The sequence below is a fragment of the Sphingomonas sp. GW821-FHT09E03 genome (genome assembly GCF_059416225.1).
The window spans coordinates 145,752-172,349 of sequence record NZ_JBWKOS010000003.1 but is presented as its reverse complement, the minus strand read 5'-3'; the positions used below and the strand labels follow the sequence as shown (position 1 = coordinate 172,349).

Genomic DNA, 26,598 nt, shown 5'->3' with positions numbered 1-26,598 from the left:
CGCGCTCTTTTCTCGATCGCCGGGGACCTACTCCCGATGCCGTACGTTCCCCAGCCGACGCCCTTCGATCGCAACAGCGGCGCCGGCGCTCAGGGGGATCATGACGCTGTTACTGCCTATCACCGCCCGATGCTGAACCCGCGCCGCGTCGCCGCCCTGTTGGCCGTCGGTAGCCTTGGTGGCTGTGCGCCCGCGCTGCTCGATCCTGCCGGCCCGGTTGCGGCGGGCGAGAAGACGCTGCTGATCAATTCGGTGGCGATCATGCTGTGCATCGTCGTGCCGGTGATCGTCCTTACCCTGGTGTTCGCCTGGTGGTTCCGCGCCGGCAATCCGCGCGCCAAGCATCTGCCGCAATGGTCCTATTCGGGGCGGCTCGAGCTGCTCGTCTGGTCGGTGCCGCTGCTTGTCATCATCTTCCTCGGCGGCATGGGCTGGATCGCGAGCCATGAGCTGGATCCGCCGCGCCCGCTCGCCTCCAAGCAGCGCCCGATCACCGTCGAAGTGATCGCGCTCGATTGGAAATGGCTGTTCATTTACCCCGAACAGGGCATCGCCAGCGTCAATCACCTGGTGATTCCGGCGGGCACCCCCGTGAGCTTCCGCATCACCTCGGCCACAGTAATGAACAGCTTCTTCGTGCCTCGCCTCGGCAGCCAGATCTATGCGATGGCGGGGATGCAGTCGAAGCTCAACCTGATGGCGGATCGCCCCGGCCGCTTCAACGGCCTGTCCGCCCATTACAGCGGCGAAGGTTTTGCCGACATGAATTTCGCGGTCGATGCCGTGCCGGCGCAGCGCTTCGTTGCCTGGGCGGCGGCCACCCGCGGCCACGGGCCCGCGCTGGACGGGCGCGGCTACCTCGCGCTGGCCAAGCAGAAGGGCAATGTCGCGCCCATCACCTATGGCAGCGTACCGGCGGGGTTTTTCGCCGCCGCGGTCAAGCAGGCCGGTGCACCGGTGCACGAGACCGATAACGGCGGGCGGGAGAAGTGAGCGTGTTCGGCAAGCTCAACTGGCATTCGGTCCCGTGGGACCAGCCGATCCCGCTAGTCGCCGCGGCGCTGGTCGGTCTTGTCGGCCTCGGCGTGGTCGGCTGGCTGTGGAAGGCGGGGCATCTGCCGTATCTGTGGCGCGAGTGGATCACCTCGGTTGATCACAAGCGTATTGGCATCATGTACTGTCTGTTCGCGCTGGTGATGCTGGTACGCGGGTTCGTCGATGCCGCGATGATGCGCTCGCAGCAGGCGATCGCCTATCGCAACCCGGGCTATCTGCCGCCCGATCACTATGACCAGATCTTCTCCGCGCACGGCACGATCATGATCTTTTTCGTCGCGATGCCGTTCATGATCGGCCTGATGAACTTCGCTTTGCCGCTGCAGCTAGGCGTGCGCGACGTCGCCTTCCCCACACTAAACAACGTCTCCTTCTGGCTGACCGCATCGGGTGCGCTGCTGATCAACATGAGCCTGGTGATCGGCGAATTCGCCAAGACCGGCTGGCTTGCCTATCCGCCGCTCAGCGAACTGCGCTTCTCGCCCGGGGTCGGCGTAGACTATTATCTCTGGGCGCTGCAGATATCGGGGGTAGGGACGCTGCTATCGGGGGTCAACCTCGTCACCACCATCCTCAAAATGCGTGCGCCGGGCATGGGCTACACCCGCATGCCGATGTTCTGCTGGACGAGCCTCGCCTCCAACCTGCTGATCGTCGCGGCTTTCCCGATCCTCACCGCGACCCTCGCGATGCTGCTGCTCGACCGCTACCTCGGCTTCCACTTCTTTACCAACGATGCCGGCGGCAATCAGATGATGTTCGTCAACCTCATCTGGGCCTGGGGCCATCCCGAGGTGTACATCCTGATCTTGCCCGCGTTCGGGATCTTCTCCGAGGTGGTCTCCACCTTCTCGGGTAAGCCGCTGTTCGGCTATCGCTCGATGGTGATCGCGACCATGGCGATCTGCATCCTCTCGTTCATGGTCTGGCTGCACCATTTTTTCACCATGGGGGCAGGCGCCGACGTCAACGGCTTCTTCGGCGTGACGACGATGATCATCGCGGTGCCGACGGGCGTGAAGGTGTTTAACTGGCTGTTCACGATGTACGGCGGGAAAATACGCTTCGAGGTGCCCATGATGTGGGCAATCGCCTTCATGATCACCTTCGTGATCGGCGGGATGACCGGGGTGCTGCTCGCGGTGCCGCCGGCCGACTTCGTGCTCCACAACTCGCTGTTCCTGGTCGCGCACTTCCACAATGTGATTATCGGTGGCGTGCTGTTCGGCGCCTTTGCCGGCTATAACTACTGGTTCCCCAAGGCGTTCGGCTTCCGGCTCCACGACGGCTGGGGCAAGGCGGCATTCTGGCTGTGGGTGATCGGCTTCTACGTCGCCTTCATGCCGCTCTACATGCTCGGGCTGATGGGCATGACGCGACGTATGCAGCATTATGACGTGCCCGAATGGCAGCCATGGCTGATCGCCGCGGCGTTCGGCGCGCTGATGATCGCGGGCGGCATGTTCTGCCAGGCGATGCAGCTCTACATTTCGATCCGGCAGCGCAAGGCGCTGGCCGATACCACCGGTGACCCGTGGGACGGGCGCAGCCTGGAGTGGATCACCACCTCGCCGCCGCCGCCCTTCAACTTCGCCGTACTGCCCAACGTCGAGGGCGAAGAAGCTTATTGGGGCGTCAAATCTCAGGCACGCGACAAGCAGGAACTCTCCGAACGGCCCGAGTACCAGAGCTTCGAGATGCCGCGCAATTCACCCACTGGCTTCGTCACCGCCTTCTTTACCACGGCGATGGGCTTCGCGCTGGTCTGGCACATCTGGTGGCTGGTAATTCTCGGCTTCTTCGGTGCCTGGGCGACTTTCGTTGTGTTCGCCTGGCGCGACGAGAACGAGATCGAGATCAGTGCCGACGAGGCAAGGCGGCTCGACGACGAGCGACGGCAGGGCAAGGCGCAGATGCTGGGCCTGACCGAGGGGCAGGTGGCATGACCGACGCTGCCATCTCCTCCCAGCAAAGCGATCCACACCGGCTTGGTCGCAGCGACACGCCGCCGAGCGAGCGCGGGCCCGCGCCGAAGCGGATCGTGGTCGCTTATGGCTTCTGGATCTTCCTGCTGACCGACTTCATCCTCTTCGCCGGGTTCTTCGCCAGCTATGCGGTGCTCGCCAAGGAAACCGCCGGCGGTCCCGGCGGGCGCGAGATATTCGAGCTGCCGCTAGTCGGCTGGGAGACCGCGCTGTTGCTCGCCTCGTCCTTCGCCTGCGGCATGGCGGGGATCGCCACCGCGGCGAAGAACATGCTCTGGTTCCAGCTGTCGATGGCGGTAACGGCGGTGCTCGGCACCTGCTTCATCGGGCTCGAATTGTACGAGTTCACCCATCTGATCGGCGAGGGCAACGGGCCGGGCCGCAGCGCCTTCCTGTCGTCCTTCTTCGCGCTGGTCGGCTGCCATGGCGTCCATGTGACGCTTGGACTGATCTGGCTGACGACGATGATGGCGCAGGTCTGGGCCAAGGGGTTCCGCGACGAGATCGTCCGCCGCATCGCCTGCTTCAGCCTGTTCTGGCACGCGCTCGACATCATCTGGGTCGCCGTCTTCACCGTCGTCTACCTGCTGGGGAAGGCCGCATGAGCAGCAACAAGCAAGACAGCCGCGATCAGGGTGGCAGCGAGCTAGATGACGACCGCGCACCGGGTGAGCATGACGGCGCCGGGCAGTCGCTGACCGCGCAGGTACGCGGCTATGCGATCGGCTTCCTGCTCGCGGCCTTGCTGACCGCAGCGTCCTTCTATGTGGTCGGCAGCAAGCTGGTCTGGACCCCGGCGATCCCCGTCGCGCTGATCGCGCTGGCGATCGCGCAGATGGGCGTGCACCTGGTCTTCTTCCTCCACGTCACCAGCGGGCCGGACAATACCAACAACGTGTTGGCGCTGGCCTTCGGCGTGCTGATCGTCGGGCTGGTGCTGATCGGCTCGATCTGGATCATGGCGCATCTGGACCATAATCTGATGCCCGACATGGCGATGCAGCGTTAGCGGCCCGCCATCAGCGCACGGGTGACGCCATTGGTCCAGCCGAAGCCGTCCTGATTGGGATATTCGCCGCCTCCGCCCGGCTTGCGTTCGACGACGTTGTACTTCTCCAGCAGCTTGCCGCTTGCCGCATATTCGCGCGAGACGCTGCCGAGCCAGCCATTGGCGATGCGATCGGCGATGGCATTGGCGCCGTAGCGCCGCAGGCCATGGATCGCGATCCATTGCAGCGGTGCCCAACCATTGGGCGAATCCCATTGCTGGCCGGTGTCGACGAGCGTGGTGCGCAGGCCGCCCTCGCCGGTGAGCGCACCGAGTGCCCTGGCCGTGCCCGCGGCCTGGTCCACCGAAGCGATCCCGGTGAACAGCGGAAACGCCATGGCCGCGGTGCGCACCGGCGAGACGCGTCGGTGATCGAGATCATAGTCGGCAAAAAAGCCGTCGGCGTTCCACAGATAGCGGCGGATGGCAGCGGCGCGAGTGGCAGCCAGCTGTTCGAATCGCGTGGCGCAGGGGCGATCACCCAACGTCGCACAATTGGCGGCGATGGCCTGTTCCATGCCGACCATCAGGCTGTTGAGATCGACCGGCACCAGCCGCGTGGTGCGGATCGTCGCCAGGGTTCTGCCGTCACCGAACCAGCGCGAGGAGAAATCCCAGCCGCTTTCGGCACCCGCGCGCAGCTCGCGGTATAGCTGTGCACGATCGCGTCCGGGCGTCGCGTCGGCGAGCTCGACATCCTCGCGATAGCTCTCGTCGCGCGGCGCGGCGCGATCATCCCAATAGCGGTTGAGCAGCGTGCCGTCGGCGAAACGGACGACGCGGGCGTGTTCGCCGCCGGGCTTCAGCGTCGCGGCCCCGGTCATCCAGAAGTCATGCTCGGCGCGCATCCAGCGGGTGCGTTGCGCGAGCGTGGCGCGGTTCTGCGACATGCCGGCGATCAGATAGAAGAACGGCGGTTGCGAGCGACTGAGATAGTAGCTGCGGGTGCCGTTGGGGATGTGGCCGTAGCGATCGATCAGGCTGCCGAAATCAGCGATCATGTCATCGACGAGATCCTGGCGGCCCGACGCCTGCAGCCCGAGCATGGTGAACCAGCTGTCCCAATAATACATCTCGCGGAAGCGGCCGCCGGGAACGACGAAGCGGCGCGGCAACGGCAGTGCGGTTGATCCGGCGGGGACGGTGGGCAAGGTGCGGGTGAGTTGCGGCCACAGCGCGTCGATATGCGCGGCGAGGCCGAGCTTGCGCGCGGGTGGCGGCGCTGCGGGCACAACCGGCAGGGTGAAGTTGGCGAGAACGAACGCCTTCAGCGTTGCATCGTCGCCGCAACGGCACCGCGCATAAGCGGCATTGATCGCGGCGTCAGGGCGCCGCGGCTCGGCATCGGCAAACGTCTTGCCGTCCGGGAACAGCCGGCGCATCTGCACCTCGTGGAACAGCTCGCCGAAGCGCTGGGAGGGCGCGAGCGGCGAGGCCGCGACCAGCAGCGAGGCAAGGGCTAGCATCAGCGGGCGGATCATCGGCGACTCTCCAGCAGGCGGGCCTTGGCGAGGGTGACGCGGCGGTGGCCACGATCGACCCGGATCACGGCCATATCGTCATCGGACGGCAGGCGGAATTCGAAACCGCTGGCGCCATGCCAGTCGTCGCTGGTCATTGGCTCGTCGTCGAGCCGACGCCAATCGGCTGCGGCGAGGAAGCTGGTCGCGTCGAGGCGCGCAGCGTGGCGCAGATCGGCAAGCTGCGCCACGAACGCTTCCAGCGCCCGGTCCCGGTTCTCCCAGTCCACCCAGCTGATCGGATTGTCCTGCGCATAGGCGTTGTTGTTGCCGCGCTGGGTGCGGCCGAACTCGTCGCCAGCGGCCAGCATGATTGTGCCGCGCGAGGCGAACAGGGTGGCGAGCAGCGCACGGACGTCGGCATCGCGGCGGGCGAGCACCGCCGGATCGTTGCTCGGCCCTTCGCTGCCGCCGTTCCAGCTGTGGTTGTCGCCATGGCCGTCGCGATTGTCTTCGCCATTGGCGTGGTTGTGGCGGTGCTCGTAGCTCACCGTGTCGGCGAGGGTGAAGCCATCATGCGCGGCGATGAAGTTGACGCTGCGGCTATGGTCGCCGGCGAACAAGTCGGACGAGCCGGTCATCCGCCGCGCGAGCGCGCCCGCCTCGCCATCGCCGCGCCAGAAGCGGCGGACGTCGTCGCGGTAGCGGTCGTTCCACTCGAGCCAGTCGCCAGGGAAGTGGCCGAGCTGATAGCCACCGGGGCCGGTGTCCCATGGCTCGGCGATCATCACGCGGCTGGCGAGCAGCGGGTCCGCGGCGATCTCGGCGAAGATCGGTGCCGCGGGATTGAAGCCGGGGCCGCGGGCGAGCACGGTGGCGAGATCGAAGCGAAAGCCATCGACGCCGGCGCGGGCGAAGTGGCGCAGGCCATCGAGGATCAGCGCGCGCACCTCGGGACGGGCGCAATCCAGCGTGTTGCCGGTGCCGGTGTCGTTGATCAGCGTGCCGTCGGGCGCATGGGCATAATAGAGGCGCTCATCGAGCCCGCGCATCGACAGCGTCGGCCCGTGCACGTCGCTCTCGCCGCTGTGGTTGAATACCAGATCGAGGATCACGCCGATGCCCGCCGCGCGCAGCGCCGCGACGGTTGCGCGGAGCTCGTCGATACCGCCGGGCGCGAGCCGCGGGTCGAGCGCCATCGGCACCACCGGGTTGTAGCCCCAGGCGTTGGTGAGACCGAGCGGGGGCAGGTGGCGCTCGTCGATCCAGGCGACGATCGGCATCAGCTCGATGGCGGCGACGCGGAGCTGCTGGAGGTGGGCGATGACGGCGGGATGGGCGAGCGCGGCGAGCGTTCCGCGCTGGGGCTCGGGCACGTCGGGGTGCAGCATGGTAAAGCCGCGGACGTTGAGCTCGTAGATCAGCCCGCCGGGGGTGAAGAGCGGCGGCGGCAGGTCGGCCGGCGCGGACGACGAGGCCGCAGGGACGATGGCGCGGGGGACGAGGTGGCCGGTTTCGGCGCCGAGCTCAGCCAGCGCAGGGTCGTAGCGGAACGGCCGGTCTAGCTCGACGGCATAGGGGTCGACGAGGAGCTTGGCAGGGTCGGCGGCGGTGCGATAGCCGTAGCGCTGACCGGCACCGACGCGGGGCACGTCGGCGACCCAAAGTTCGCTAACTTCGCGCATAGGCACCTGCCGCTCGGTCGCTCCGTCAAACAGGCACAAGGTGACCGCCGCGGCCGAGCGGACGGCAAATAACGTATATTTATCAAATACCTGTGCGCCCAGCGCCCCCGTGGGGGCGCCGGTCACGTGATGACGTCCGGCTCGGTGCGGCCGGTGTGGCGGGTGATGCCGGCGATCTCGTCGGCCGCGGCGACGATATCGGCGAGCATGTCGCCGGTGTCGCGGTCGAGATCGGCCTGCTCGTAGCGCTCGAGATAGACGCGCAGGGTGGCGCCGGAGGTGCCGGTGCCGGACAGGCGGAACACCACGCGGCTGCCGCCGACGAACAGGATGCGCACGCCCTGGTTGCGGCTTACCGAGCCATCGGTGGGATCGGTATAGGCGAAGTCGTCCGCCGTCTCGATGGTGAGGCCGGCGACCGTCTCGCCGGGCAGCGCGGCAAGCTTGCCGCGGAGCTCGGCCATCAGCGCATCGGCGCGTTCGCTCTCGACCGCCTCATAATCGTGGCGGGCGTAATAGTTGCGGCCATAGGTCGCCCAATGCTCGCGCGCGATGGCGTCGACCGACTGGCCGCGCACCGCGAGGATGTTGAGCCACAGCAGCACCGCCCACAGGCCATCCTTCTCGCGGACGTGGTCGGAGCCGGTGCCGGCGCTTTCCTCGCCGCAGATCGTCGCCATGCCGGCGTCGAGCAGATTGCCGAAGAACTTCCACCCCGTGGGGGTCTCGAACACCGGCACGCCAAGCTTGGCGGCGACACGGTCGGCGGCGGCGCTGGTCGGCATCGAGCGGGCGATGCCCTTGAGCCCGCCCTGGTAGCCGGGGGCGAGATGCGCGTTGGCGGCAAGCATCGCCAGGCTGTCCGACGGGGTGATGAACCGGCCACGGCCGATGATCAGATTGCGATCGCCATCGCCATCGGAGGCCGCGCCGAAATCGGGCGCGTCGGCCGCCATCATCGTCTCGTACAGTTCATGCGCATGGACGAGGTTGGGATCGGGATGGTGGCCGCCGAAATCCTCGAGCGGCGTGCCGTTCCTGACCGTGCCGGGGGCGAAGCCGAGCCGGCGCTCGAGAATCTCGGTGGCATAGGGGCCGGTAACCGCGCTCATCGCGTCGAACGCCATCGTCAGCCCGGCGGCGCGGATCGCCGGGAAGTCGAACAGCGTTTCCATCAGCGCGGCGTAATCGGTGACGGGATCGACGATCTCGACGGTCATGCCGCCGACGTCGACCGTGCCGTCGCTGTCGAGATCGACATCGGCGGCCTCAACCGTGAGCCAGCGATCGATCACTTTGGTGCGCTGGTAGATCGCCTCGGTGACGCCTTCGGGGGCCGGGCCGCCGTTGGCGATATTGTACTTGATGCCGAAATCCTCGTCGGGGCCGCCGGGGTTGTGGCTTGCCGACAGCACCAGCCCGCCCAACGCCTTGCGGATGCGGATCATGTTGCTGGCAGCCGGCGTCGAGAGGATGCCGCCGCGGCCGACCACCACCTTGGCGAAGCCATTGGCGGCGGCGATGCGGATCGCCTTCTGGATCACCTCGCGGTTGAGGAAGCGGCCGTCGCCGCCGATCACCAGCGTCGCGCCATCCTTGCCGTCGATCGCGTCGAACACCGACTGAATGAAGTTCTCGGCATAATTGGGCTGCTGGAAGACCTTGACCTTCTTGCGCAGCCCCGAGGTGCCGGGCTTCTGGTCCAGATAGGCTATGCTGGCGATGGTCTGGGTCATGCTTGTCCTATGAGGGTCTTGTAGAGATCAGCATAGCGGCGGCCGCTCTCGTTCCACGAAAAATCGGCGCGCATGCCGTTGCGCTGGATGGTGCACCACAGATCGGGCCGGGCATAGGCTGCGACCGCGCGGCGGATGGCATGGGCGAGCGTGTGGTAGCTGGTGTCACCATGCTGGAAACCGGTAGCGACGCCGGCGGCGAGTGCGGCTTCGTTGGCATCGATCACCGTATCGGCGAGCCCGCCGGTGCGCGCGACCACGGGCACGCAGCCGTAGGCGAGGCCGTAAAGCTGGGTAAGCCCGCACGGCTCGAACCGCGACGGGATCAGGATCGCGTCGGCGCCACCCTGGAGCAGGTGCGACATCGGCTCGTCATAGCCGATCTTGACCGCGATCCGGCCGGGGTGGCGCGCGGCGGCGGCGAGGAAGGCCGATTCAAGCGGCGCATCGCCCGAGCCGAGCAGCGCCAGCCGGCCCCCGAGCGCGACGAGTTCGTCGAGGCATTCGGCGAGCACGTCCATGCCCTTCTGCCAGGTTAGGCGACTGATCACGGTGAACAGCGGCCCGTCGCCCGGCTCCAGCCCGAACAGCTTTTCGATCGCGCGCTTGTTGGCGCGGCGGCGGCCAAGCCCGCGCACCGTGTAGCGCTGGGGAAGCGCGGTATCCGTTTCGGGGCTCCACACCGCGGGGTCGATGCCGTTGACGATGCCGCTCACCCGATGGCGGCGCGCCGAGATCAACCCTTCGAGCCCCATGCCGAAGCGGTTCTCGCGGATCTCGGCGGCATAGGTCGGGCTGACGGTGGTGATCGCATCGGCGGCCTCGAGCCCGGCCTTGAGGAAGCCGACGCCGCCATAATATTCGACGCCGCCAAGCGAGAAGGCGCCGTCCGGCAACCCCAGCGTGGGGAATATGTCGGCACCAAACTGGCCCTGGAACGCGATGTTGTGGACGGTGATCACGGTTGGCGGCTTCACCCCGCCGTCGGGCATGTAGCGGACATAGGCGGGCGCCATCGCCGCCTGCCAGTCATGGGCGTGGAGTATGTCGAAGCGCAGCCGCGGCACGGCGCCGGTGGCGAGATCGGCGGCCGCGCGCGACAGCGCGGCAAAGCGACGCCAGTCGTCGGCATGGCCGTAGAGCCCCGCGCTGCGCGCGAACAAGGCCGGCGCGTCGAGCACCAGCAGCGGATGATCGCCGATCCTGCCCGAGAGCAGTCGCGCCTCGGCGTCCATCAGCTTGGGCCAGCGATGCACCACCTTGGCGCCCTTGATCGCCTTGCCGACCGCCGGATAGCCGGGGATCAGCGTGGTGGTGGCCACGCCGTGCGGCGCCAGCGCGGCTGGCAGCGCGCCGACGACGTCGGCGAGCCCGCCGGTCTTGATCAGCGGAAACGCCTCGGAGGCGACCGACAGCGCTTCGATCATCGGGCGTCGCCGCCGCAAGGCAGATAGGAACACATGGTTCTCACGCGGTCAGGCGATCGATCATCGGCTGGGTGATCAGGCACACGCCCTTGTCGGTCCGGCGGAAGCGCTGGCCGTCGAACACCGGATCCTCGCCGACGATCAGCCCGTCCGGGATGATCACGCCGCGATCGACCACCACCTTCCGCAGCCGCGCGCCGCGGCCGATATGGCATTGCGGCAGCACCACCGCTTCCTCGAGCGACGAGAAGCTGTGCGCGCGCACGCCGGTGGACAGCAGGCTGCGGTGGATCGTCGAGCCCGAAACGATGCAGTCGCCCGACACCAGGCTTGATACGGCGGAGCCGCGGCGGCCATCCTCGTCATGGACGAACTTGGCGGGCGGGGTGATCTCCGAATAGGTCCACAGGGGCCATTCGTGCTCGTAGAGGTCGAGCTGGGGAATGACATCGGTGAGATCGACATTGGCTTCCCAATAGGCATCGATGGTGCCGACATCGCGCCAATAGGCGGCGGGCTCGCCGCTGGAGCGGACGCAGCTTGCCGAGAAGCGGTGTGCCTGCGCCTTGCCGTGCTTGACGAGGTAGGGGATGATGTCCTTGCCAAAATCGCGGCTCGAGCCTTCGGTGGCGGCGTCGCGGCGCAGTTCCTCGAACAGGAACTTGGTGGAGAACACATAGATGCCGAGGCTGGCGAGCGCGATGTCCGGGCTGCCGGGGATCGACGGCGGATCGGCCGGTTTTTCGACGAAATCGATGATCAGGTCGGTCTCGTCGACGTGCATCACGCCGAACGCCACCGCCTCCATCCGCGGCACCTCCATGCACGCCACGGTCACGTCCGCACCGCTGTCGCAGTGCTGCTGGAGCATGATCTCATAATCCATCTTGTAGATGTGATCGCCGGCGAGGATGACCATGAACTCGGGGCCATAGCTCTCGATGATGTCGATGTTCTGGTACACCGCATCGGCGGTGCCTTCATACCATTGCGTCTCCGACACGCGCTGCGAGGCGGGCAGGATGTCGAAGCTCTCGTTGCGCTCGGGGCGCAGGAAGTTCCAGCCGCGCTGGAGGTGGCGGATCAGGCTGTGCGCCTTGTATTGCGTCGCCACGCCGATGCGGCGGATGCCCGAGTTGATCGCGTTGGACAGCGCAAAATCGATGATCCGGCTCTTGCCGCCGAAATAGACCGCGGGCTTGGCGCGGTTATCGGTCAGTTCCATTAAACGGCTGCCGCGGCCGCCCGCCAGCACATAGGCCATCGCGTCGCGCGATAGTGGCTGCCGGTGTCTGTCGATCATTGTCCCGCTCCTGTGTTCTTGTTGTTATCTGGTCGTTGCCGGGCCGCGCGCATGCTCATCCCTCGAATTCCAGCATGATGGTGGCGAGCGGCGGCAGGGTGACCCAGGCGCCGCCCTGCTCGGCGTCGACGCCGCCGAGATTGCCGAGGCCCGAGCCCCAATAGCCTTGCGCGTCGGAATTGAAGATCTCGCGCCAGCGGCCGGCGTGCGGCAGCGGCACCCGGTAGGGCGCACGCGCGACGGGCGTGAGATTGGCGATCACCGCAACCGGCTTGGCGCCCGGCGCCTTGCGCAGCCAGGCGAACACCGAGTTGGTCGAATCGTCGCCGATCAGCCACTCGAAGCCCTCGCCCTCGCAATCGCGCGCGTGGAGCGCGGGATGCTCGCGGTAGAGGCGGTTGAGGTCGCGCACGAGGTTGCGCACACCTTCGTGCGCATGGCTGGTGCGCAGATCCCAGTCGAGCGCGCGATTCTCGCTCCATTCGCGGCGCTGGGCGAATTCCTGGCCCATGAACAGCAGCTTCTTGCCGGGATAGCCCCACATGAAGCCGTAATAGCTGCGCAAATTGGCGAATTGCTGCCAGTCGTCACCGGCCATCTTGGCGAGCAGCGATCCCTTGCCGTGGACCACTTCGTCATGGCTGAGCGGCAGCACGAAATTCTCGTCAAAGGCATAGACCAGGCCGAAGGTGATCTCGGCATGGTGATGGCGGCGGTGGACCGGCTCGCGGGCGAAATATTGGAGCGTGTCGTGCATCCAGCCCATGTTCCACTTGAAGCCGAAACCGAGGCCGCCCTCGTGCGCGGGCAGCGACACGCCGGGCCAGCTGGTCGATTCCTCGGCGACGGTGAAGGTGCCGGGATGCTGGGCATAGACCTGGCGGTTGGCGGTGCGCAGGAACTCCACCGCTTCCCAATTTTCGCGGCCGCCCTCCTTGTTGGGGATCCACTCGCCGCTCTTGCGCGAATAATCTCGGTACAGCATCGAGGCGACCGCATCGACGCGCAGGCCATCGACATGGTAGCGTTCGGGCCAGAACAGCGCGTTGTTGACCAGGAACGCCTTCACCTCGCGCCGGCCGAAATTGTAGATCGCGGTGTTCCAATCGGGGTGGTAGCCGAGCCGCGGGTCTTCGTGCTCGTAGAGCGCGGTGCCGTCGAACCGCGCGAGGCCGAACGCGTCCGTGGGGAAATGCGCGGGTACCCAGTCGAGCAGCACGCCGATGCCGGCGCGATGGGCACCGTCGACGAAGCGGGCGAAGCCCTCGTGATCGCCGAACCGGGCCGAGGGCGCATAGAGCCCGGTTGTCTGGTAGCCCCAGCTCGGATCGTAGGGATGCTCGCTGATCGGCATGAATTCGATGTGGGTGAAGCCGAGATCGACCACGTAGGGGATCAGCCGGTCGGCAAGCGCGTCCCAGGTGAGAAACCAGCCATGCTCGTCGCGGTCCCACGAACCGGCATGGACCTCGTAGATGCTCATCGGCACCCGGCGCGGATCGGTCGCGGCCCAGCTCGCGCGATGATCCTCGTCGCCCCAGACGTGGGTGGCGGGGGCGGTGGTGATCGAGGCAGTGGCGGGGCGCAGTTCGGCAGCGAAGGCGTAAGGATCCGCTTTGAGCGGCTGGAGCGTGCCGTCCGGGCCGACGATCTCGAACTTGTAGCTGCGGCCGGCGCCGACGTCGGGGACGAAGATCTCCCACACGCCGACATCGACGCGGTGGCGCATCGCGTGGCGGGTGCCGTTCCAGTCGTTGAAGTCGCCGACCACAGAGACGCGGCGGGCGTTGGGCGCCCAGACCGCGAAGTGGATGCCCGATGCGCCCTGATGCTCGATCAGATGCGCGCCGAGCTTGTCGTAGAGGCGGAAGTGGGTGCCTTCGGCCATCAGGAAATCGTCGGTCGGGCCGAGCACCGGGCCGAAGCTGTAGGCGTCGGTCACCCACCATTCGGCGCCCTTGGCGCCGGCGCGGTAGCGGAGCGGCTGGGGCGCGCCCTCGATGATCCCCTCGAAGAGGCCGCGGCCGTCGACCTGCTCAAGTGCGCCGAGATCGTCGCCGGCGAGGCTGAACGCCTGAGCAACTTCCGAGCCCGGCAGCCACACCCGCGCGAACGTGCCCTCCGGCCCGGCGAAGGCGCCGAGCAACGAAAAGGGATCGTCGTGGCGCCCTTCCAGGAGAGCGGAGATGGCGCCACTCGGCGGTGTCACATCACGTTCCAGATATCGCGCGCATATTCGCCGATCGTCCGGTCCGACGAGAACCAGCCGACGTTGGCGACGTTGAGGATCGCCGAGCGGCCCCAGGCGGCGGGGTCGTTCCAGCGGGCATCGACGTCGCGCTGGGCGGCGGCATAGGCGCCGAAATCGGCGGCGAGCATGAACCAGTCGCTGCCGTAGAGACCGTCCATCAGCCCCTTGTAGCGGTCGGGATCGTCGGGCGAGAACACGCCCGATGCTATTGCCGAGATCGCCTGGGCGAGCTCGGGTGAGCCCTCGATCAGCGCGCGGGGATTGTAGCCGTGGCTGCGCTGCTCGGCGACCTCGTCGGCGGTGAGGCCGAAGATGAAGATATTGTCGTCGCCGACGTGATCCTTGATCTCGATGTTGGCGCCGTCGAGCGTGCCGATCGTGAGCGCGCCGTTAAGCGCGAATTTCATGTTGCCGGTGCCCGAGGCTTCCATCCCCGCGGTGGAGATCTGCTCGCTGAGGTCGGCGGCGGGGATGATCTTCTCGGCGAGGCTGACATTGTAATTGGGCAGGAAGGCAACCTTGAGCAGGTCGCCGACGCTGGGATCGGCGTTGACCCGCTTGGCGACGTCATTGGCGAGTTTGATGATCAGCTTGGCGTTGTGATAGCTCGACGCGGCCTTGCCGGCGAACAGCTTGACCCGCGGCGTCCAGCGCCGCTCGGGGTGGCTGCGGATCTGATCATAGAGCACCACCGTCTCGATGATGTTGAGCAGCTGGCGCTTATATTCGTGGATGCGCTTGATCTGGACATCGAAGATCGCGTCCGGATCGAGCGTCAGCCCCATGCTTTCCCTGATATGGCTCGACAGCGTCACTTTGTTCGAACGCTTAACGGCGGCGAAACGCTCCCGGAACGCGGCGTCGTCGGCGAAAGGAACCAGCGCGGTCAACTTCTGCGCGTCGTCGCGGAAATCCTCGCCAATCGCGCTCGCGATCAAGGTCGTCAGCCCCGGGTTGCACTGCTGCAGCCAGCGCCGCGGGGTGATGCCGTTGGTCTTGTTGTTGATCCGGTCGGGATAGAGCCCGTGGAGGTCGGCGAACACCGTGCGCTTCATCAGCTCGGTGTGGAGCGCGGCGACGCCGTTGACGCTGTGGCTGCCGGCAAAGGCGAGGTTGGCCATGCGCACCCGGCGCTCGCCGCCCTCGTCGATCAGGCTGATCGCGGCGATCGCGCGGCCGTCGATCCCGGGGCGGCCCGCCGCCTCGCGCAGCAGCTTGGCGTTGATCGCATAGACGATCTGCATGTGGCGCGGCAGCAGCCGCTCGAACAAGGGCAACGGCCAGCTTTCCAGCGCCTCGGGGAGCAGCGTGTGGTTGGTATAGCCGAAGGTGGCGCGGGTGATATCCCAGGCGTCGTCGAAACCGAGCTCGTGGAAGTCGGTGAGCAACCGCATCAGCTCCGCGACCGAGACCGCGGGATGGGTGTCGTTGAGCTGGATCGCCGCCTTGTCGGGCAGGGTGCGGATGTCGCCGAAATACTGGACGTGACGGCGGACGATGTCCTGGATCGAGGCGGAGGAGAAGAAATACTCCTGGCGCAGCCGCAGCTCCTGGCCGGCCGGCGTCGAATCGTTCGGGTAGAGCACGCGGGTGAGCGTCTCGGCGCGCAGTTGCCCGGCGAGCGCGCCCTGGAAGTCGCCGGCGTTGAAGCGGTCGAGCTTGATCGGATCGAACGCGCGGGCGTTCCACAGCCGCAGCGTGTTGACGCGCTTGCCGCGCCAGCCGACCATCGGCGTGTCGAACGCGACCGCCTCCACCGCCTCGGCCGGTGCCCAGTGCGGCAGATTGTTGGCACCGGCGACCACCTCGCCGCCGAAGCCGACGAAATAGGCGCTCTCGCGCCGCTCGAACTCCCAGGGATTGCCGTGCGCGAGCCAGTTCTCGGGCAGTTCGGTCTGCCAGCCGTCGTTGATCCGCTGGCGGAACATGCCGTTCACATAGCGGATGCCATAGCCGTAGGCGGGCAGGTCGAGGCTCGCGAGGCTCTCCATGAAGCAGGCGGCGAGGCGACCGAGGCCGCCGTTGCCGAGCGCGGCGTCGGGCTCGATCTCCTCGAGATCGGCGAGATCGACCCCGAGCGTCTTGAGCGCCTCGGCGACTTCGTCGTTATGGCGCAGGTTCGACAGCGCATCGCGCAACAGCCGACCGATCAGGAATTCGAGGCTGAGATAATAGACCCGCTTGGCGCCGGCGGCATGCGCCTGCTTGGTCGATTCCATCCACCGCTCGATGATCTCGTTGCGCAGGGTGAGGATCGTCGCCGCCAGCCAGTCGTGCGGGCGCGCGGCCTGGGCGTCTTTGCCGATGCGGTGGACCAAGGTGTCGGTGATGGTCTCGGCGAGCGCGTTCGGCGTCGCAGCAACTAGGGTGTCGGTCACAAGCGGTCCGTGATGATGAACGGGCCCGCAATAAACGCCGCGCCGCGGCAAAAGTCACCGCCAATGTTGGCTTGCCTCGGCGCTCAGATCATGCCCCACAGCAGGGTGAGATTGAGTGCGATGATCACCGCGGCGATTCCCCAGGCGAGCACCCGCAGCCACAGCGGGCTGACGAGCCGGCCCATGATGACGCGATTGCCGGTGAAGCTCACCAGCGGCACCACCGCGAACGGCAGCTGGAGGCTGAGCACCACCTGGCTCAATACCAGCAACCGGGTGGCGCCGCCGTCGCCCGCGCTGCCGACCACCAGCACCGCGGGAACGATCGCGAGCAGCCGCGTCACCATCCGCCGTGCCCACACCGGCAGGCGCAGGTTGAGGAAGCCTTCCATCACGATCTGCCCCGCCAGCGTGCCGGTGACGGTTGAGTTCTGACCGGAGGCGAGCAGCGCGACGCCGAAGATCACGCTCGCCGCGCCGACGCCCATCATCGGCGCGAGCAGGCGATAGGCTTCGTCGATCTCGGCGACCTCGGTACGCCCGGCGGTGTGGAACACCGCGGCGGCGACGATCAGGATCGCGGCGTTGATGAAGAAGGCGAGGCCGAGCGCGATGGTGCTGTCCCACGTCGCGAGCTTGACCGCCTCCGCCTTGCCGGCCTCGCTATGGTCGAACGCGCGGGTCTGGACGATCGAGGAATGGAGATAGAGGTTGTGCGGCATCACCGTCGCGCCGAGGATGCCGATCGCGAGATAGAGCTTGGCAGGGTCGGTGAGGATGCCGGGCGAGGGGATCAGCCCCGCCATCACCGCGCCGACATCGGGCTTGGCGGCGATCAGCTCGAAGCAGAAGCAGCCGGCGATGATCAGCAGCAGCGCGACGATGAACGCCTCGATCTTGCGGAAGCCGAAGCGTTGCAGCGCGAGGATCAGGAACACGTCGAGCGCGGTGATGATCACGCCCCAGACCAACGGCAGGCCGAACAACAGCTGGAGCGCGATCGCGGTGCCGAGCACCTCGGCAAGGTCGCAGGCGATGATCGCGGTTTCGGCGAGCAGCCACAGCAGCAGCGCCACCGGGCGACGGTAATGCGCGCGGCAGGCCTGGGCGAGATCGAGCCCCGCGGCGACGCCGAGCCGCACCGACAATGCCTGGAGCACGATCGCCATCAGGTTGGAGAGCAGGATGACCGAGAGCAGGGTGTAGCCGAACGCCGAGCCACCGGCGATGTCGGTCGCCCAATTGCCGGGGTCCATATAGCCGACCGCGACCAGGAAGCCCGGGCCCATGAACGCCGCCAGCCGTTGCCAGCCGGCGCCGCCCTGCGGCAGCGCGACGCTGCGATGGCTGCCGACCAGCGATGGGGCGGCGACCGGGGTGGGGGGGGTGAGGGCTGAGGAGGCGGGGGGCGTCATTGCGGAAAGCTGTGGCCGAAGCGGACCCGCGGGGCAACGGCCAGCGTGACCGCGACGATGCCGGTGGCGCTACAGCGGTGCCGCCTCGGCTGGCTTGTCGCTGCCATAATGATGCCAGGTGAACACCGCGAGTGCGCCGCGGTGCGGGCGCCAGGCTGCCGACAGGTCGCGGACCAGCCGCTCCGGCGGGCGCGTATCGTGGCCGAGCAGGCGGCCGATCTCGATCTGCACCGCGAGATCGCCCGCCGGCCAGATGTCGGGACGGCCTTCCGCGAACAGCAGGTAGATTTCCGCCGACCAGCGGCCGATGCCCTTGACGCGGATCAGCTGCGCGGCCGCTTCTTCGTCGTCCGCCGGCAGACGATCGAGATCGAGCCGGCCGCTGGTCACCTCCTCGGCAAGGCTGCGGGCATAGCCTGCCTTCTGGTGCGACAGGCCGGCGGCACGCAGCGTCTCGTCGCTGGCGGCGGTGATGGCATGGGGGTCGCTGGCGTCGCCGACCAGCGTCTCGAGCTTGTGCCACACCGCGTTAGCGGAAGCGACGCTGACCTGCTGGCCCATGATGGTGCGCAGCAGCGTCGGATAGCCGCGCGCGCTTATACGAGGTTCGGGATAGCCGACTCGCGCCAGGCCTGCGGCGAAGCCGGGTTCGATCGCGGCCAGTGCATCGAGCGAGCTGCGCAGCTGCTCGGCGGTCAGCCCCACCGTGCTTGATCCCGTAGCGGGCACGCGGCAAGGCATGCGGCCAATCGAGTGGAGACCATCATGCCCAAGCTTATCGTCGTGACCCGCGAGGGGGAAGAGCGCGAGATCATTGGCGAGACCGGGCTTTCGGTGATGGAGGTGATCCGCGAGGGCGGGGTGGACGAGTTGCTGGCGCTGTGTGGCGGCGGTTGCAGTTGCGGCACCTGCCATGTCCATGTCGACCCGGAATTTGCTGCCAAACTGCCGCCGATCGACGAGGATGAGGACGATTTGCTCGACGGGGTCGATGGGCGGGATGCGACCTCGCGGCTGTCGTGCCAGCTGCCGTTCGGGCCCGCGCTCGATGGACTGAGGGTCAGGATCGGCGAGGAGTTCTGATCTCGCCGCCGGGCGCCATGGCAGCGCGTATAACCGATGGAAGGACGCCCTCGTTCGCCCTGGCCTGTCGAAGGGCCTGAGTCTCAGGTGCTTCGACAGGCTCAGCACGAACGGAGGAGTGGGGGGGGGCGTGTTGGCGTGGTGCGAACGGCCCTCCTGCTCAGCGTTCCGCTGGGCCCTTGGGCAGCGGGGTATATCCCGTCTAATCGATGCAGGGACGCCCCTCCGTTTGCCCTGAGCGTGTCGAAGGGCTTGAGTCTCGGGTGCTTCGACAGGCTCGGCACGAACGGAGGAGTGGGGGGGGCGTGTCGGCGTGGTGCGAACGGCGCGCCCGCTCAGCGCGCCGCGACCGCGTAGAGCGCGATGGCGGCGGCGTTGGAGACGTTGAGGCTTTCGATCTTGCCCGAGATCGGCAGCTTGGCGAGCTCGTCGCAATGCGCCTCGGTATTCTGGCGCATGCCTTCGCCCTCGGCGCCGAGGACGATGCAGATGCGCTGGCTGCCCATCGCCTCGGCGAGGGTCTGCGTGGCATGGCCGGTGAGGCCGATCCGCCAGAAGCCGGCCTCGGCGATCTCCTCGAGCGCGCGGGCGAGGTTGACCACCCGGATCCACGGCACCGTCTCCAGTGCGCCCGATGCGGCGCGCGCAACCGTGCCCGATTCGGGCGGCGAGTGGCGATCCTGGGTGACGATGCCGAGCGCGTTGAACGCCGCTGCGGAGCGCAGGATGGCGCCGACATTGTGCGGATCGGTGACCTGATCGAGCACCACCAGCGGACGCTGGTCGTCGGGATCCTCGCGGCCCGCCATCAGCAGGTCGGCAAGCCACATGTCGTCGAGCGGGTCGACCTCGGCCACCAGACCCTGGTGCGGCGCATCCGCGGGCACCATGCGGCCAAGATCGGGTGCCTCGGCGAAGGTCACCTGCAGGTCTGCGGGCAGATCGAGCGCCGCCAGCGCCTCGCGCGTGCCCCACAATTTGCGCACGACGCGATTGGGGTTGGCAAGCGCCGCCATGATCGGGTGGCGTCCCCACATGCGGGGCCGGCCGGCGGTGCCGGTGCTGGGGCGGTGTCCACGTTTGGCCATCAGTCGTCGTCGTCCGAATAAGCGAAGGGGTCGGTCACCGCCGGCTTGGTGGGCAACGGCGGGCGTGGCAGCGCCTTGTCCGCATTTGCCGCGCTGAGCAACACCGATGCAAGAATGATCGAGCCCTGGCGCATGTCCGCGGCTTTCAGATGATCATAGGTGTCGATCGCGCTGTGGTGGACGCGGCTGTCGTAATCGAGCGGGTCCTGGATGAACTGGAAACCCGGCACGCCGACCTGCTGCAGGAACACGTGATCGGTGCCGCCGGTGGGGCGGACGACCACGGTGTTGGCGCCCATCGACGCAAACGGGCTCAGCCAGTCGCGGAAGGTGGCGACCACCGCCGGGTTGCTCTCGGCATAAAGGCCGCGCAGCTTGCCCGAGCCATTGTCGATGTTGAAATAGGCGGCAAGGTCGCCGTAGCCGGGCAGCGGCGTGATCGGCCAGCGATTGGCGAAGCCGTAATAGGCCTTCATCCCGGCCTGCGGCGGATCGTTCGGCGAGCCGCGGTGGGCGAGATGCTGCTCGACATAGGCCATCGAGCCGAGGATGCCCTGTTCCTCGCCGGCCCACAGCGCAAAGCGGATGGTGCGTTTCGGCCGCACGCCGCTCGCGGCGAGGATGCGCGCGGCCTCCATGATCTCGGCGCTGCCGGCGCCATTGTCGGCGGCGCCGTCGCCCGCCACCCACGAATCGAGATGGGCGCCGGCCATCACGTATCCGGCCCTGGGATCGGTGCCGGGGATCTCGGCGATGATGTTGTAGGCGTTGGCGTCGCTGTCGTCGAAGCGGACGTCGCTGTCGATCTCGAGCGTCGGCGCGGGGCCGGCCTTGGCGAGGCGGGCGAGGCGCAGGTAATCCTCCTGCGCGATCTGCACCGCCGGGATCACGGGCGTCTCACCGGTGCCGAACTGATAGCCTTCGCCGCTCACCAGCTTGCCGTCGCGATAGGCCATGGTCGCCATCGCCACCGCGCCCTCGCTTTGGAGAAAGGCATCGAGCTTCTTGGCAAAATCGAGCCGCTTGAGGCGGCGGTCGGCGGCGGCGGGATCGTAGCTCGGCTGCTGGAACTGATCAAGCTTGGCAAGATCGTCGCTGCCGAGCCGCTTGAACGCCGGATCGGTGGGATCCTTTGCGGCCTCGGGGAAGCTGGTCATGACGATCTTGCCGCGGAGCTGGCCGCGATATTTGTCGAAATCGCGTTCGCGCCTGATCGGCGCGACGATCACCGGCGCGGTGAGCGCGCCACGGGTCGCGGGCGTCCAGGCGACGGGAATAGCGGTGAGCTGGATCGCGCGCGGCGTGACCATGCGCACGCTCGAGCGCTCGATCCACCAGCCGCGGCCGAAGGCGAAGCCTTCCTTGTGGACGTTGCGCAGCCCCCATTCGCTGAACTTCGCCTGGGTCCACGCCTCTGCCTTGCGCATCGCCGGCGAGTTGGTCATCCGCGGGCCGATCACGTCGGCGAGGTATTCGGCGGTGACCATCACCTCGCTGTGGTTGGTGCCCTGATCGATGATCGTGTTGACGCTGGTGCGGTCGGGCGCGCGGTTGACCGGCGGCGTCGGCTTGGCCTCGCGCGCGGTGGCGGGCGAGAGCGCGACGAGCGCGGTGGCGGCGAACAGCAGATGACGCATGGTTTTCCCCCCGATGACGATGCGACGGTGCTATGCGCGGGTAAGGCACGGCGCAAGACGGATTGCTCCGGCAGGCGGCGCTTTGGTGGCCCGGAGGCACTTTGCTGCGTTGACAGGCCGGTTCCGCTTCGCCATGGAGCCGCCTCGCTTCTAAAGCGGCCCATCTGGACAGGTGGCCGAGTGGTTAAAGGCAGCAGACTGTAAATCTGCCCGTGCAAGCGTACGCTGGTTCGAATCCAGCCCTGTCCACCATCCTTTCAGACCGATGCCAGTGATGCCGTTCCCTTCGGGGACGCCGATCCCGGCTGCGTGGCCCGGCCCATCAGCCGCGGCCGGTGCGGCGGGGCGCGGACCAGGCGGCGAGCGGCTGGGCGCCGGTGGGCGGCGGCGTGTGCGGGAAGCGGGCGATCAGCTGGTTGAGCACGCCGGTGGCGATCGGGGAAATGAACTTGAGGCCCACCGCGGTGCTGGTGCTCCAGATCACGCGGCCGGAGGTCAACACCTTGTCCGGCAGGTTGACGAGCAGCATATCGCCCTCGGCAAAGCGGCAGAACAGCTCGGCGCGGCAGCCCAGGCGTGAAATATCGGTGACGGTGGCGTGCAGATGGCCGACGGCCGAGCTGACGATCTCGGCCGGCGCGTTAACCAAGCGGCGGGGTGCGAGACGCAGGGATTCAGGCGCGCGGGGATCGATATAAGCGCCGTTGCTGGGCTTCATCGGGACAACCTCTGTGGGATGGCTGGAGTCGCACCCAGTATAAACACGGTAGTGCAGGCGAGCTGCATGAATACGCCAGTCCGGGTCTAAGTTGCGTCGGAATTGATCTAATTGCCGGTAGTGACAATTACCGCGACATCGCTTCACGAAAATGAACCAAAGCGGGACTTGGTTAACGAGGATCGGCACACCCACGTTGCTTGGCGGGCGTTATGAGCACGGCAGGAGCTGTGACGATGACCTTGATAAATGGCGTGCCCGTGTATCTGATGCTGACGCTGGCCTTCACGGCAGCCGCCGGGCTGGCAATGCTGCGGCGCGACGGGCCATCGGTGCTGGCGATGGCAGTCGCGGCGCTCGGCGCCGGGCATCTCGCCGGCGTGCCGCAGCTGATCCTCGCCTGGGGGCTGATCGTCACTGGCGTGGCGATGGCGGCGGCGGTGATCGCGGTGGTGCTCCACGCGCTGGCCGGCGCTCGCTCCACCTTTGCGCTGGGGCTTGCCGGCACGCTTTCTGCCTGCTCCGCGCTGATCCTATCCGATGCGCATCCCTCGTGGGCAATGATCGACCACCCGCCGCGGGTCGGCGTCGCGATCAGCCGCGAGGTAAACATGCTGGTGGCGGCGTCGGGCAGCCGGGCGCCGGCGGTGCCGCGCGCGGCGCTTCAGTCGATGCTGGCGCGGGTCCATGTTGGCTGATGGCGCCGCGGCCGGTCCTGCCTTAATTGCTGCCCGCGCGTGAAAGGCGGGGTCGGCATGGTGAAGCGACTGAATGAGCTGGGAAGCCGGATCGCCGGCCGCACCGCGGATTTCGCCGGCGCGCCGCTTGCCATTCTGCTGGTGGCGATGTTCTGCGCGGGCTGGTTCATCAAGGCCGGCGCGGCCGGCGAGAATATGCTGACGCTGATCCTGTCGGTGGCGTCGATCACGCTGACGCAGATGGTGCTCAACGGCCAGCGGCGCAGCGAGCAAGCGCTCCACCTCAAGATGGACGAGCTGGTCTATGCGGTGCAGGGCGCGCGCAACGAGGTCGCGGGGATCGAGGCGCAATTCACGGAGGAGTTCGAGGCGCTGCGCCGCACTGGGGATGCTGCCGAGGAGGTGCTGCAGGACCGCGGGACGGGGTCTTGAGGGCAATTGGTCGGCTCTCCTAGGCACTGCGTCATCCTGAACTGGTTCAGGATCCATGGGCTGCATTGCCCGCAGGCTTGCGGCTGGCGACGGGCCATGGATGCTGAAACAAGTTCAGCATGACCAAGGGTGCAATAGACGCCGTACTCCTTTGAGCGGTTATTCGCCGCCTTGGACGGAGAGATCCTCGGCGAGCACCTCGTCCGTTTCGTCGTCGTCGCCATCGGCGAGCGGCGGGGTGGCGGTGGTGCGATCGTCTCCCGTGTTCATCTCGGGCTCGACGATCGGCACGCCGGTGGTCGCGGCGCCGTCGTCGGGCGCCATCGCCTGCGCCTGGGGACCGTCGGTGATCGCGGCGGTGATTTCCTGATGCTCGGGCGTGTCGGCCATGATCTTGCCTTTCCAATGGGGTGAGACGTGAACGCGTGAGCCCGCGGATCGAGCCGCCGGCCGTGCCGTGAAGACGCTATTATGGTCGGGGCCGTAACGACGGGAACGGCCGCGATTCTGGTCGGTTGAGGCGGTCTTCCCAAGGGAGATTCCAATGACTGCCGAACGCGATGACACCCGCGACGACGCGCCGCTGAGCACCTCCAAGCGCAGCGGGGCGACCGATGAGGCGATTGCCGGGCTGAGCGAGGGCCAGGGCTCCTCGATCGTCGGCCGCGCCGTGACAATCAACCGCCCCGCCGCCGAGCTGTTCAGCTATTTCCGCGACTTCGCCAATCTTCCGAGCTTCATGGAAAATGTGGTGCGGATCGACGTGCTGGACGGCACCCGCTCGCACTGGGTGGTGAAGGCGCCCGCCGACCGCACGGTGGAATGGGACGCGCGCGTCACCGCCGAGGAGGAGGGCCGGTTCATCGAATGGACCTCCGAGCCGGGCGCCGACGTGGCGAACAGCGGCCGGATCGAGTTCAAGGACGTCGGCGCGCGCGGCACGGTGGTGACGGCGACGATCGCTTATGATCCGCCGGGCGGCGCGGTCGGCAAGCTTATCGCCAAGATGTTCCAGCGCGAGCCCGCGATCCAGGCGCGCCGAGACCTGCGTCGCTTCAAGCAGCTGATGGAAACCGGCGAGATCGCCACGCCCGCGATGAACCCCAAGCAGTTCGAGGAGATGGGCCTGTGAAAGCACTGGCATGGCACGGCAAGCATGACGTCCGCATCGACACGGTGGACGACCCCGAGATCGTCAACGACCGCGACTGCATCATCAAGGTGACGTCGACCGCGATCTGCGGCTCGGACCTCCACCTCTACGACGGCTATATCCCGACCATGCAGGCCGGCGACATCCTCGGCCATGAGTTCATGGGCGAGGTGGTCGAGGTCGGCGCCAAATCGACGCTGAAGAAGGGCCAGCGCGTGGTGGTGCCGTTCACCATCGCCTGCGGCAGCTGCTTTCACTGCAGCAAGCACCAATATTCGGCCTGCCCCAACGGCCTGCCGGCGGACAACCAGGACATCGCGCAGGAGCTGTACGGCCACGAGATGAGCGGCCTGTTCGGCTACAGCCACATGACCGGCGGTTATGCCGGCGGCCAGGCGGAATATGTCCGCGTGCCGTTCAGCGACGTCGGCCCGATCGTGATCCCGGACGGCGTATCCGACGACAAGGTGCTGTTCCTGTCCGACATCCTGCCGACCGGCTGGCAGGCGGCGGAATATGCCCAGATCGAACCCGGCGATACCGTCGCGGTGTGGGGTTGCGGCCCGGTCGGGCTGTTCGCGGTGCAGTCGGCGTTCCTGATGGGCGCCGAGCGGGTGATTGCGATCGATCATTTCCCGCACCGGCTGGAACTCGCCAAGCGGTTCGGCGCCGAGACGATCAACTTCGAGGAATCGGCGACCTATGAGGCGCTGATGGAGATGACCGGCGGGATCGGCCCGGATGCGGTGATCGACGCGGTGGGCCTTGAGGCGCACGGCATGTTCGCCGATAATATCATCGACCAGATCAAGGCCTCGACCTTCCTCGGCACCGATCGCCCGCACTCGATCCGCCAGGCGATCATCGCCTGCCGCAAGGGCGGCCGCGTCTCGATGCCGGCGGTGTACGGCGGCTTCGTCGACAAATTCCCGCTCGGTGCGTTCATGGAAAAGGGGCTGACGCTCAAGACCGGCCAGACCCACGTCCAGCACTACATGCCGGCGCTTCTCAACGCGATCATGGAAGACAAGATCGACACCGAGTTCCTGATCTCCCACCGCATGCCGCTGACCGACGCGCCCAAGGGCTACGACCTGTTCAAGAACCACCAGAATGAGACGACCAAGATCGTGCTGAAACCCGGCATGACCACGGCCGCCTGAGGAGAGAGACACCATGGCCAATAAATTCGCGATCATCACCGGCGCCTCGACCGGCATCGGCTTCGAACTCGCCACGCTGGCGGCCAAGGACGGCTATGACATCCTCGTCGTCGCCGACGAGCCGCTGATCGATGCCGCCGCCGCCGACTTCAAGCAGTTCGGCACCGAGGTGCAATCGGTGCAGGCGGACCTGTCAACGATCGACGGGGTCGATACCCTGCTCGCCGCGGCCGGTGGGCGGCAGATCGACCTGCTGTGCGCCAATGCCGGGCGCGGGCTGGGTCATGGCTTCCTCGAGCAGGACGTCAGCGACTGGCGCCGGGTGGTCGACACCAATATCACCGGGACGCTCTACCTGCTGCAGAAGGTGCTGAAGCCGATGGTCGCGCGCAACGCCGGCAAGGTGCTGGTGACGGGCTCGATCGCGGGCTATATCCCAGGCTCGTTCCAGGCGGTGTACAACGGCACCAAGTCGTTCATCGACTTCTTCACCGATGCGCTGCGCAACGAGATCAAGGACGCCGACGGCGTCACCATCACGACGCTCAAGCCCGGCCCGGTCGAGACCGAGTTCTTCGACCGCGCCGAGATGATGGATACCTCGGTCGGTCAGTCGGAGAGCAAGAGCGATCCGGTTGACGTCGCCAAGGACGGCTGGGACGCGCTGATGAGCGGCCAGGCGAGCATCGTCTCGGGCTGGAAGAACAAGATCCAGGTGGCGGTGGCCAATGTGACGCCGGCGGCGGTGCTCGCCGAGCAGCATCGCAAGATGGCCGAACCGGGGACGGGCAAGGACTGACGGCGGTAGGGGGCGTCGGCTGGGGTGGGTGCTCCGGCCGGCGGCCTTATGCGGACGGGCCCGTCCTGTACGGCGCGGGCGGG

At 67.0% G+C, this 26,598-nt stretch carries 23 protein-coding genes and 1 tRNA gene; 11 read left to right on the top strand and 13 right to left on the bottom strand.

Translation table 11 applies throughout. The features are described 5' to 3' along the window. The first annotated feature begins 36 nt into the window (after positions 1–36). Genes cyoA through cyoD form a run of 4 tightly spaced genes read left to right on the top strand, consistent with a single transcriptional unit; the run spans position 37 to position 4,050 of the window. Entirely contained in the window at positions 37–993 is a 957-nt protein-coding gene (gene cyoA, locus AC07M8_RS08665; RefSeq protein WP_495173943.1) for a ubiquinol oxidase subunit II, read from the top strand. After that, complete coding sequence (gene cyoB, locus AC07M8_RS08660) at positions 990–3,002, top strand: cytochrome o ubiquinol oxidase subunit I (RefSeq protein ID WP_495173942.1); 2,013 nt, start codon at positions 990–992, stop codon at positions 3,000–3,002. The genes cyoA and cyoB overlap by 4 nt, the downstream gene beginning before the upstream one ends. Next, positions 2,999–3,646: a cytochrome o ubiquinol oxidase subunit III gene (cyoC, locus tag AC07M8_RS08655; RefSeq protein WP_495173941.1), complete on the top strand. Its 648-nt coding sequence runs from the start codon at positions 2,999–3,001 to the stop codon at positions 3,644–3,646. Before cyoB ends, cyoC begins: the two co-directional genes overlap by 4 nt. Next, positions 3,643–4,050 carry a cytochrome o ubiquinol oxidase subunit IV gene (cyoD, locus tag AC07M8_RS08650; RefSeq protein WP_267397491.1) on the top strand — a complete coding sequence of 136 codons (408 nt, stop codon included), beginning with the start codon at positions 3,643–3,645 and terminating at the stop codon, positions 4,048–4,050. Before cyoC ends, cyoD begins: the two co-directional genes overlap by 4 nt. Here the strand turns inward: cyoD and treF are convergent. The 9 genes from treF to AC07M8_RS08605 form a co-directional block, all read right to left on the bottom strand. Continuing rightward, positions 4,047–5,570, bottom strand: coding sequence for an alpha,alpha-trehalase TreF (gene treF / locus AC07M8_RS08645; protein WP_495173940.1), 1,524 nt, complete (start codon positions 5,568–5,570; stop codon positions 4,047–4,049). The genes cyoD and treF overlap by 4 nt on opposite strands. Then, positions 5,567–7,360 (bottom strand): glycogen debranching protein GlgX, encoded by a 1,794-nt coding sequence (gene glgX, locus AC07M8_RS08640; RefSeq protein ID WP_495173939.1) that lies wholly within the window; start codon positions 7,358–7,360, stop codon positions 5,567–5,569. The genes treF and glgX overlap by 4 nt, the downstream gene beginning before the upstream one ends. Then, entirely contained in the window at positions 7,357–8,970 is a 1,614-nt protein-coding gene (locus tag AC07M8_RS08635; RefSeq protein ID WP_495173938.1) for an alpha-D-glucose phosphate-specific phosphoglucomutase, read from the bottom strand. The genes glgX and AC07M8_RS08635 overlap by 4 nt, the downstream gene beginning before the upstream one ends. Continuing rightward, entirely contained in the window at positions 8,967–10,397 is a 1,431-nt protein-coding gene (glgA, locus tag AC07M8_RS08630) for a glycogen synthase GlgA (RefSeq protein ID WP_495173937.1), read from the bottom strand. Before glgA ends, AC07M8_RS08635 begins: the two co-directional genes overlap by 4 nt. 40 nt (positions 10,398–10,437) lie before the next feature. Further along, positions 10,438–11,700 (bottom strand): glucose-1-phosphate adenylyltransferase, encoded by a 1,263-nt coding sequence (gene glgC, locus AC07M8_RS08625; RefSeq protein ID WP_495173936.1) that lies wholly within the window; start codon positions 11,698–11,700, stop codon positions 10,438–10,440. Between the two features lie 55 nt (positions 11,701–11,755). Continuing rightward, complete coding sequence (gene glgB, locus AC07M8_RS08620) at positions 11,756–13,909, bottom strand: 1,4-alpha-glucan branching protein GlgB (RefSeq protein ID WP_495173935.1); 2,154 nt, start codon at positions 13,907–13,909, stop codon at positions 11,756–11,758. Further along, a complete protein-coding gene (locus AC07M8_RS08615; RefSeq protein WP_495173934.1) occupies positions 13,906–16,329 on the bottom strand; it encodes a glycogen/starch/alpha-glucan phosphorylase in 2,424 nt (807 codons plus the stop codon). Before AC07M8_RS08615 ends, glgB begins: the two co-directional genes overlap by 4 nt. Before the next feature lie 83 nt (positions 16,330–16,412). Continuing rightward, positions 16,413–17,744, bottom strand: a complete 1,332-nt coding sequence (locus tag AC07M8_RS08610; protein ID WP_495173933.1) for an Nramp family divalent metal transporter — start codon at positions 17,742–17,744, stop codon at positions 16,413–16,415. A gap of 69 nt (positions 17,745–17,813) precedes the next feature. Beyond that, a complete protein-coding gene (locus AC07M8_RS08605) occupies positions 17,814–18,449 on the bottom strand; it encodes a DNA-3-methyladenine glycosylase family protein (RefSeq protein WP_495173932.1) in 636 nt (211 codons plus the stop codon). 60 nt (positions 18,450–18,509) lie between these two features. Here AC07M8_RS08605 and AC07M8_RS08600 point away from each other — a divergent pair, with 60 nt between their 5' ends. Continuing rightward, positions 18,510–18,827 carry a 2Fe-2S iron-sulfur cluster-binding protein gene (locus AC07M8_RS08600; RefSeq protein WP_495173931.1) on the top strand — a complete coding sequence of 106 codons (318 nt, stop codon included), beginning with the start codon at positions 18,510–18,512 and terminating at the stop codon, positions 18,825–18,827. Positions 18,828–19,162: 335 nt separating this feature from the next. Here the strand turns inward: AC07M8_RS08600 and rlmB are convergent, their stop codons facing one another. Next, positions 19,163–19,915: a 23S rRNA (guanosine(2251)-2'-O)-methyltransferase RlmB gene (rlmB, locus tag AC07M8_RS08595; RefSeq protein WP_267397599.1), complete on the bottom strand. Its 753-nt coding sequence runs from the start codon at positions 19,913–19,915 to the stop codon at positions 19,163–19,165. After that, entirely contained in the window at positions 19,915–21,552 is a 1,638-nt protein-coding gene (locus AC07M8_RS08590; RefSeq protein WP_495173930.1) for a M20/M25/M40 family metallo-hydrolase, read from the bottom strand. Before AC07M8_RS08590 ends, rlmB begins: the two co-directional genes overlap by 1 nt. Before the next feature lie 166 nt (positions 21,553–21,718). Between AC07M8_RS08590 and AC07M8_RS08585 the strand changes: the two genes are divergently transcribed. Further along, positions 21,719–21,804: transfer RNA gene (locus AC07M8_RS08585), tRNA-Tyr, on the top strand. A gap of 70 nt (positions 21,805–21,874) precedes the next feature. On the opposite strand, the gene AC07M8_RS08580 is transcribed toward AC07M8_RS08585, so the two are convergent. After that, positions 21,875–22,270, bottom strand: coding sequence for a PilZ domain-containing protein (locus AC07M8_RS08580; RefSeq protein ID WP_495173929.1), 396 nt, complete (start codon positions 22,268–22,270; stop codon positions 21,875–21,877). Between the two features lie 236 nt (positions 22,271–22,506). Here AC07M8_RS08580 and AC07M8_RS08575 point away from each other — a divergent pair, with 236 nt between their 5' ends. Both AC07M8_RS08575 and AC07M8_RS08570 read left to right on the top strand, forming a co-directional pair. After that, positions 22,507–22,968: a hypothetical protein gene (locus tag AC07M8_RS08575; RefSeq protein ID WP_495173928.1), complete on the top strand. Its 462-nt coding sequence runs from the start codon at positions 22,507–22,509 to the stop codon at positions 22,966–22,968. A 57-nt stretch (positions 22,969–23,025) separates the two neighbouring features. After that, complete coding sequence (locus tag AC07M8_RS08570) at positions 23,026–23,400, top strand: low affinity iron permease family protein (protein WP_495173927.1); 375 nt, start codon at positions 23,026–23,028, stop codon at positions 23,398–23,400. Positions 23,401–23,559: 159 nt separating this feature from the next. On the opposite strand, the gene AC07M8_RS08565 is transcribed toward AC07M8_RS08570, so the two are convergent. Then, positions 23,560–23,790 (bottom strand): hypothetical protein, encoded by a 231-nt coding sequence (locus AC07M8_RS08565; RefSeq protein ID WP_495173926.1) that lies wholly within the window; start codon positions 23,788–23,790, stop codon positions 23,560–23,562. Positions 23,791–23,944: 154 nt separating this feature from the next. Between AC07M8_RS08565 and AC07M8_RS08560 the strand changes: the two genes are divergently transcribed. The 3 genes from AC07M8_RS08560 to AC07M8_RS08550 are packed head-to-tail and all read left to right on the top strand — an operon-like array spanning position 23,945 to position 26,515. Next, the gene (locus AC07M8_RS08560; RefSeq protein ID WP_495173925.1) at positions 23,945–24,532 is read left to right on the top strand and encodes an SRPBCC family protein; all 588 of its coding nucleotides are present in this window, start codon (positions 23,945–23,947) and stop codon (positions 24,530–24,532) included. After that, positions 24,529–25,716, top strand: a complete 1,188-nt coding sequence (locus tag AC07M8_RS08555; RefSeq protein WP_495173924.1) for a zinc-dependent alcohol dehydrogenase — start codon at positions 24,529–24,531, stop codon at positions 25,714–25,716. The genes AC07M8_RS08560 and AC07M8_RS08555 overlap by 4 nt, the downstream gene beginning before the upstream one ends. Before the next feature lie 13 nt (positions 25,717–25,729). Beyond that, complete coding sequence (locus AC07M8_RS08550; protein ID WP_495173923.1) at positions 25,730–26,515, top strand: SDR family NAD(P)-dependent oxidoreductase; 786 nt, start codon at positions 25,730–25,732, stop codon at positions 26,513–26,515. The last annotated feature ends 83 nt before the right edge of the window (positions 26,516–26,598 follow it).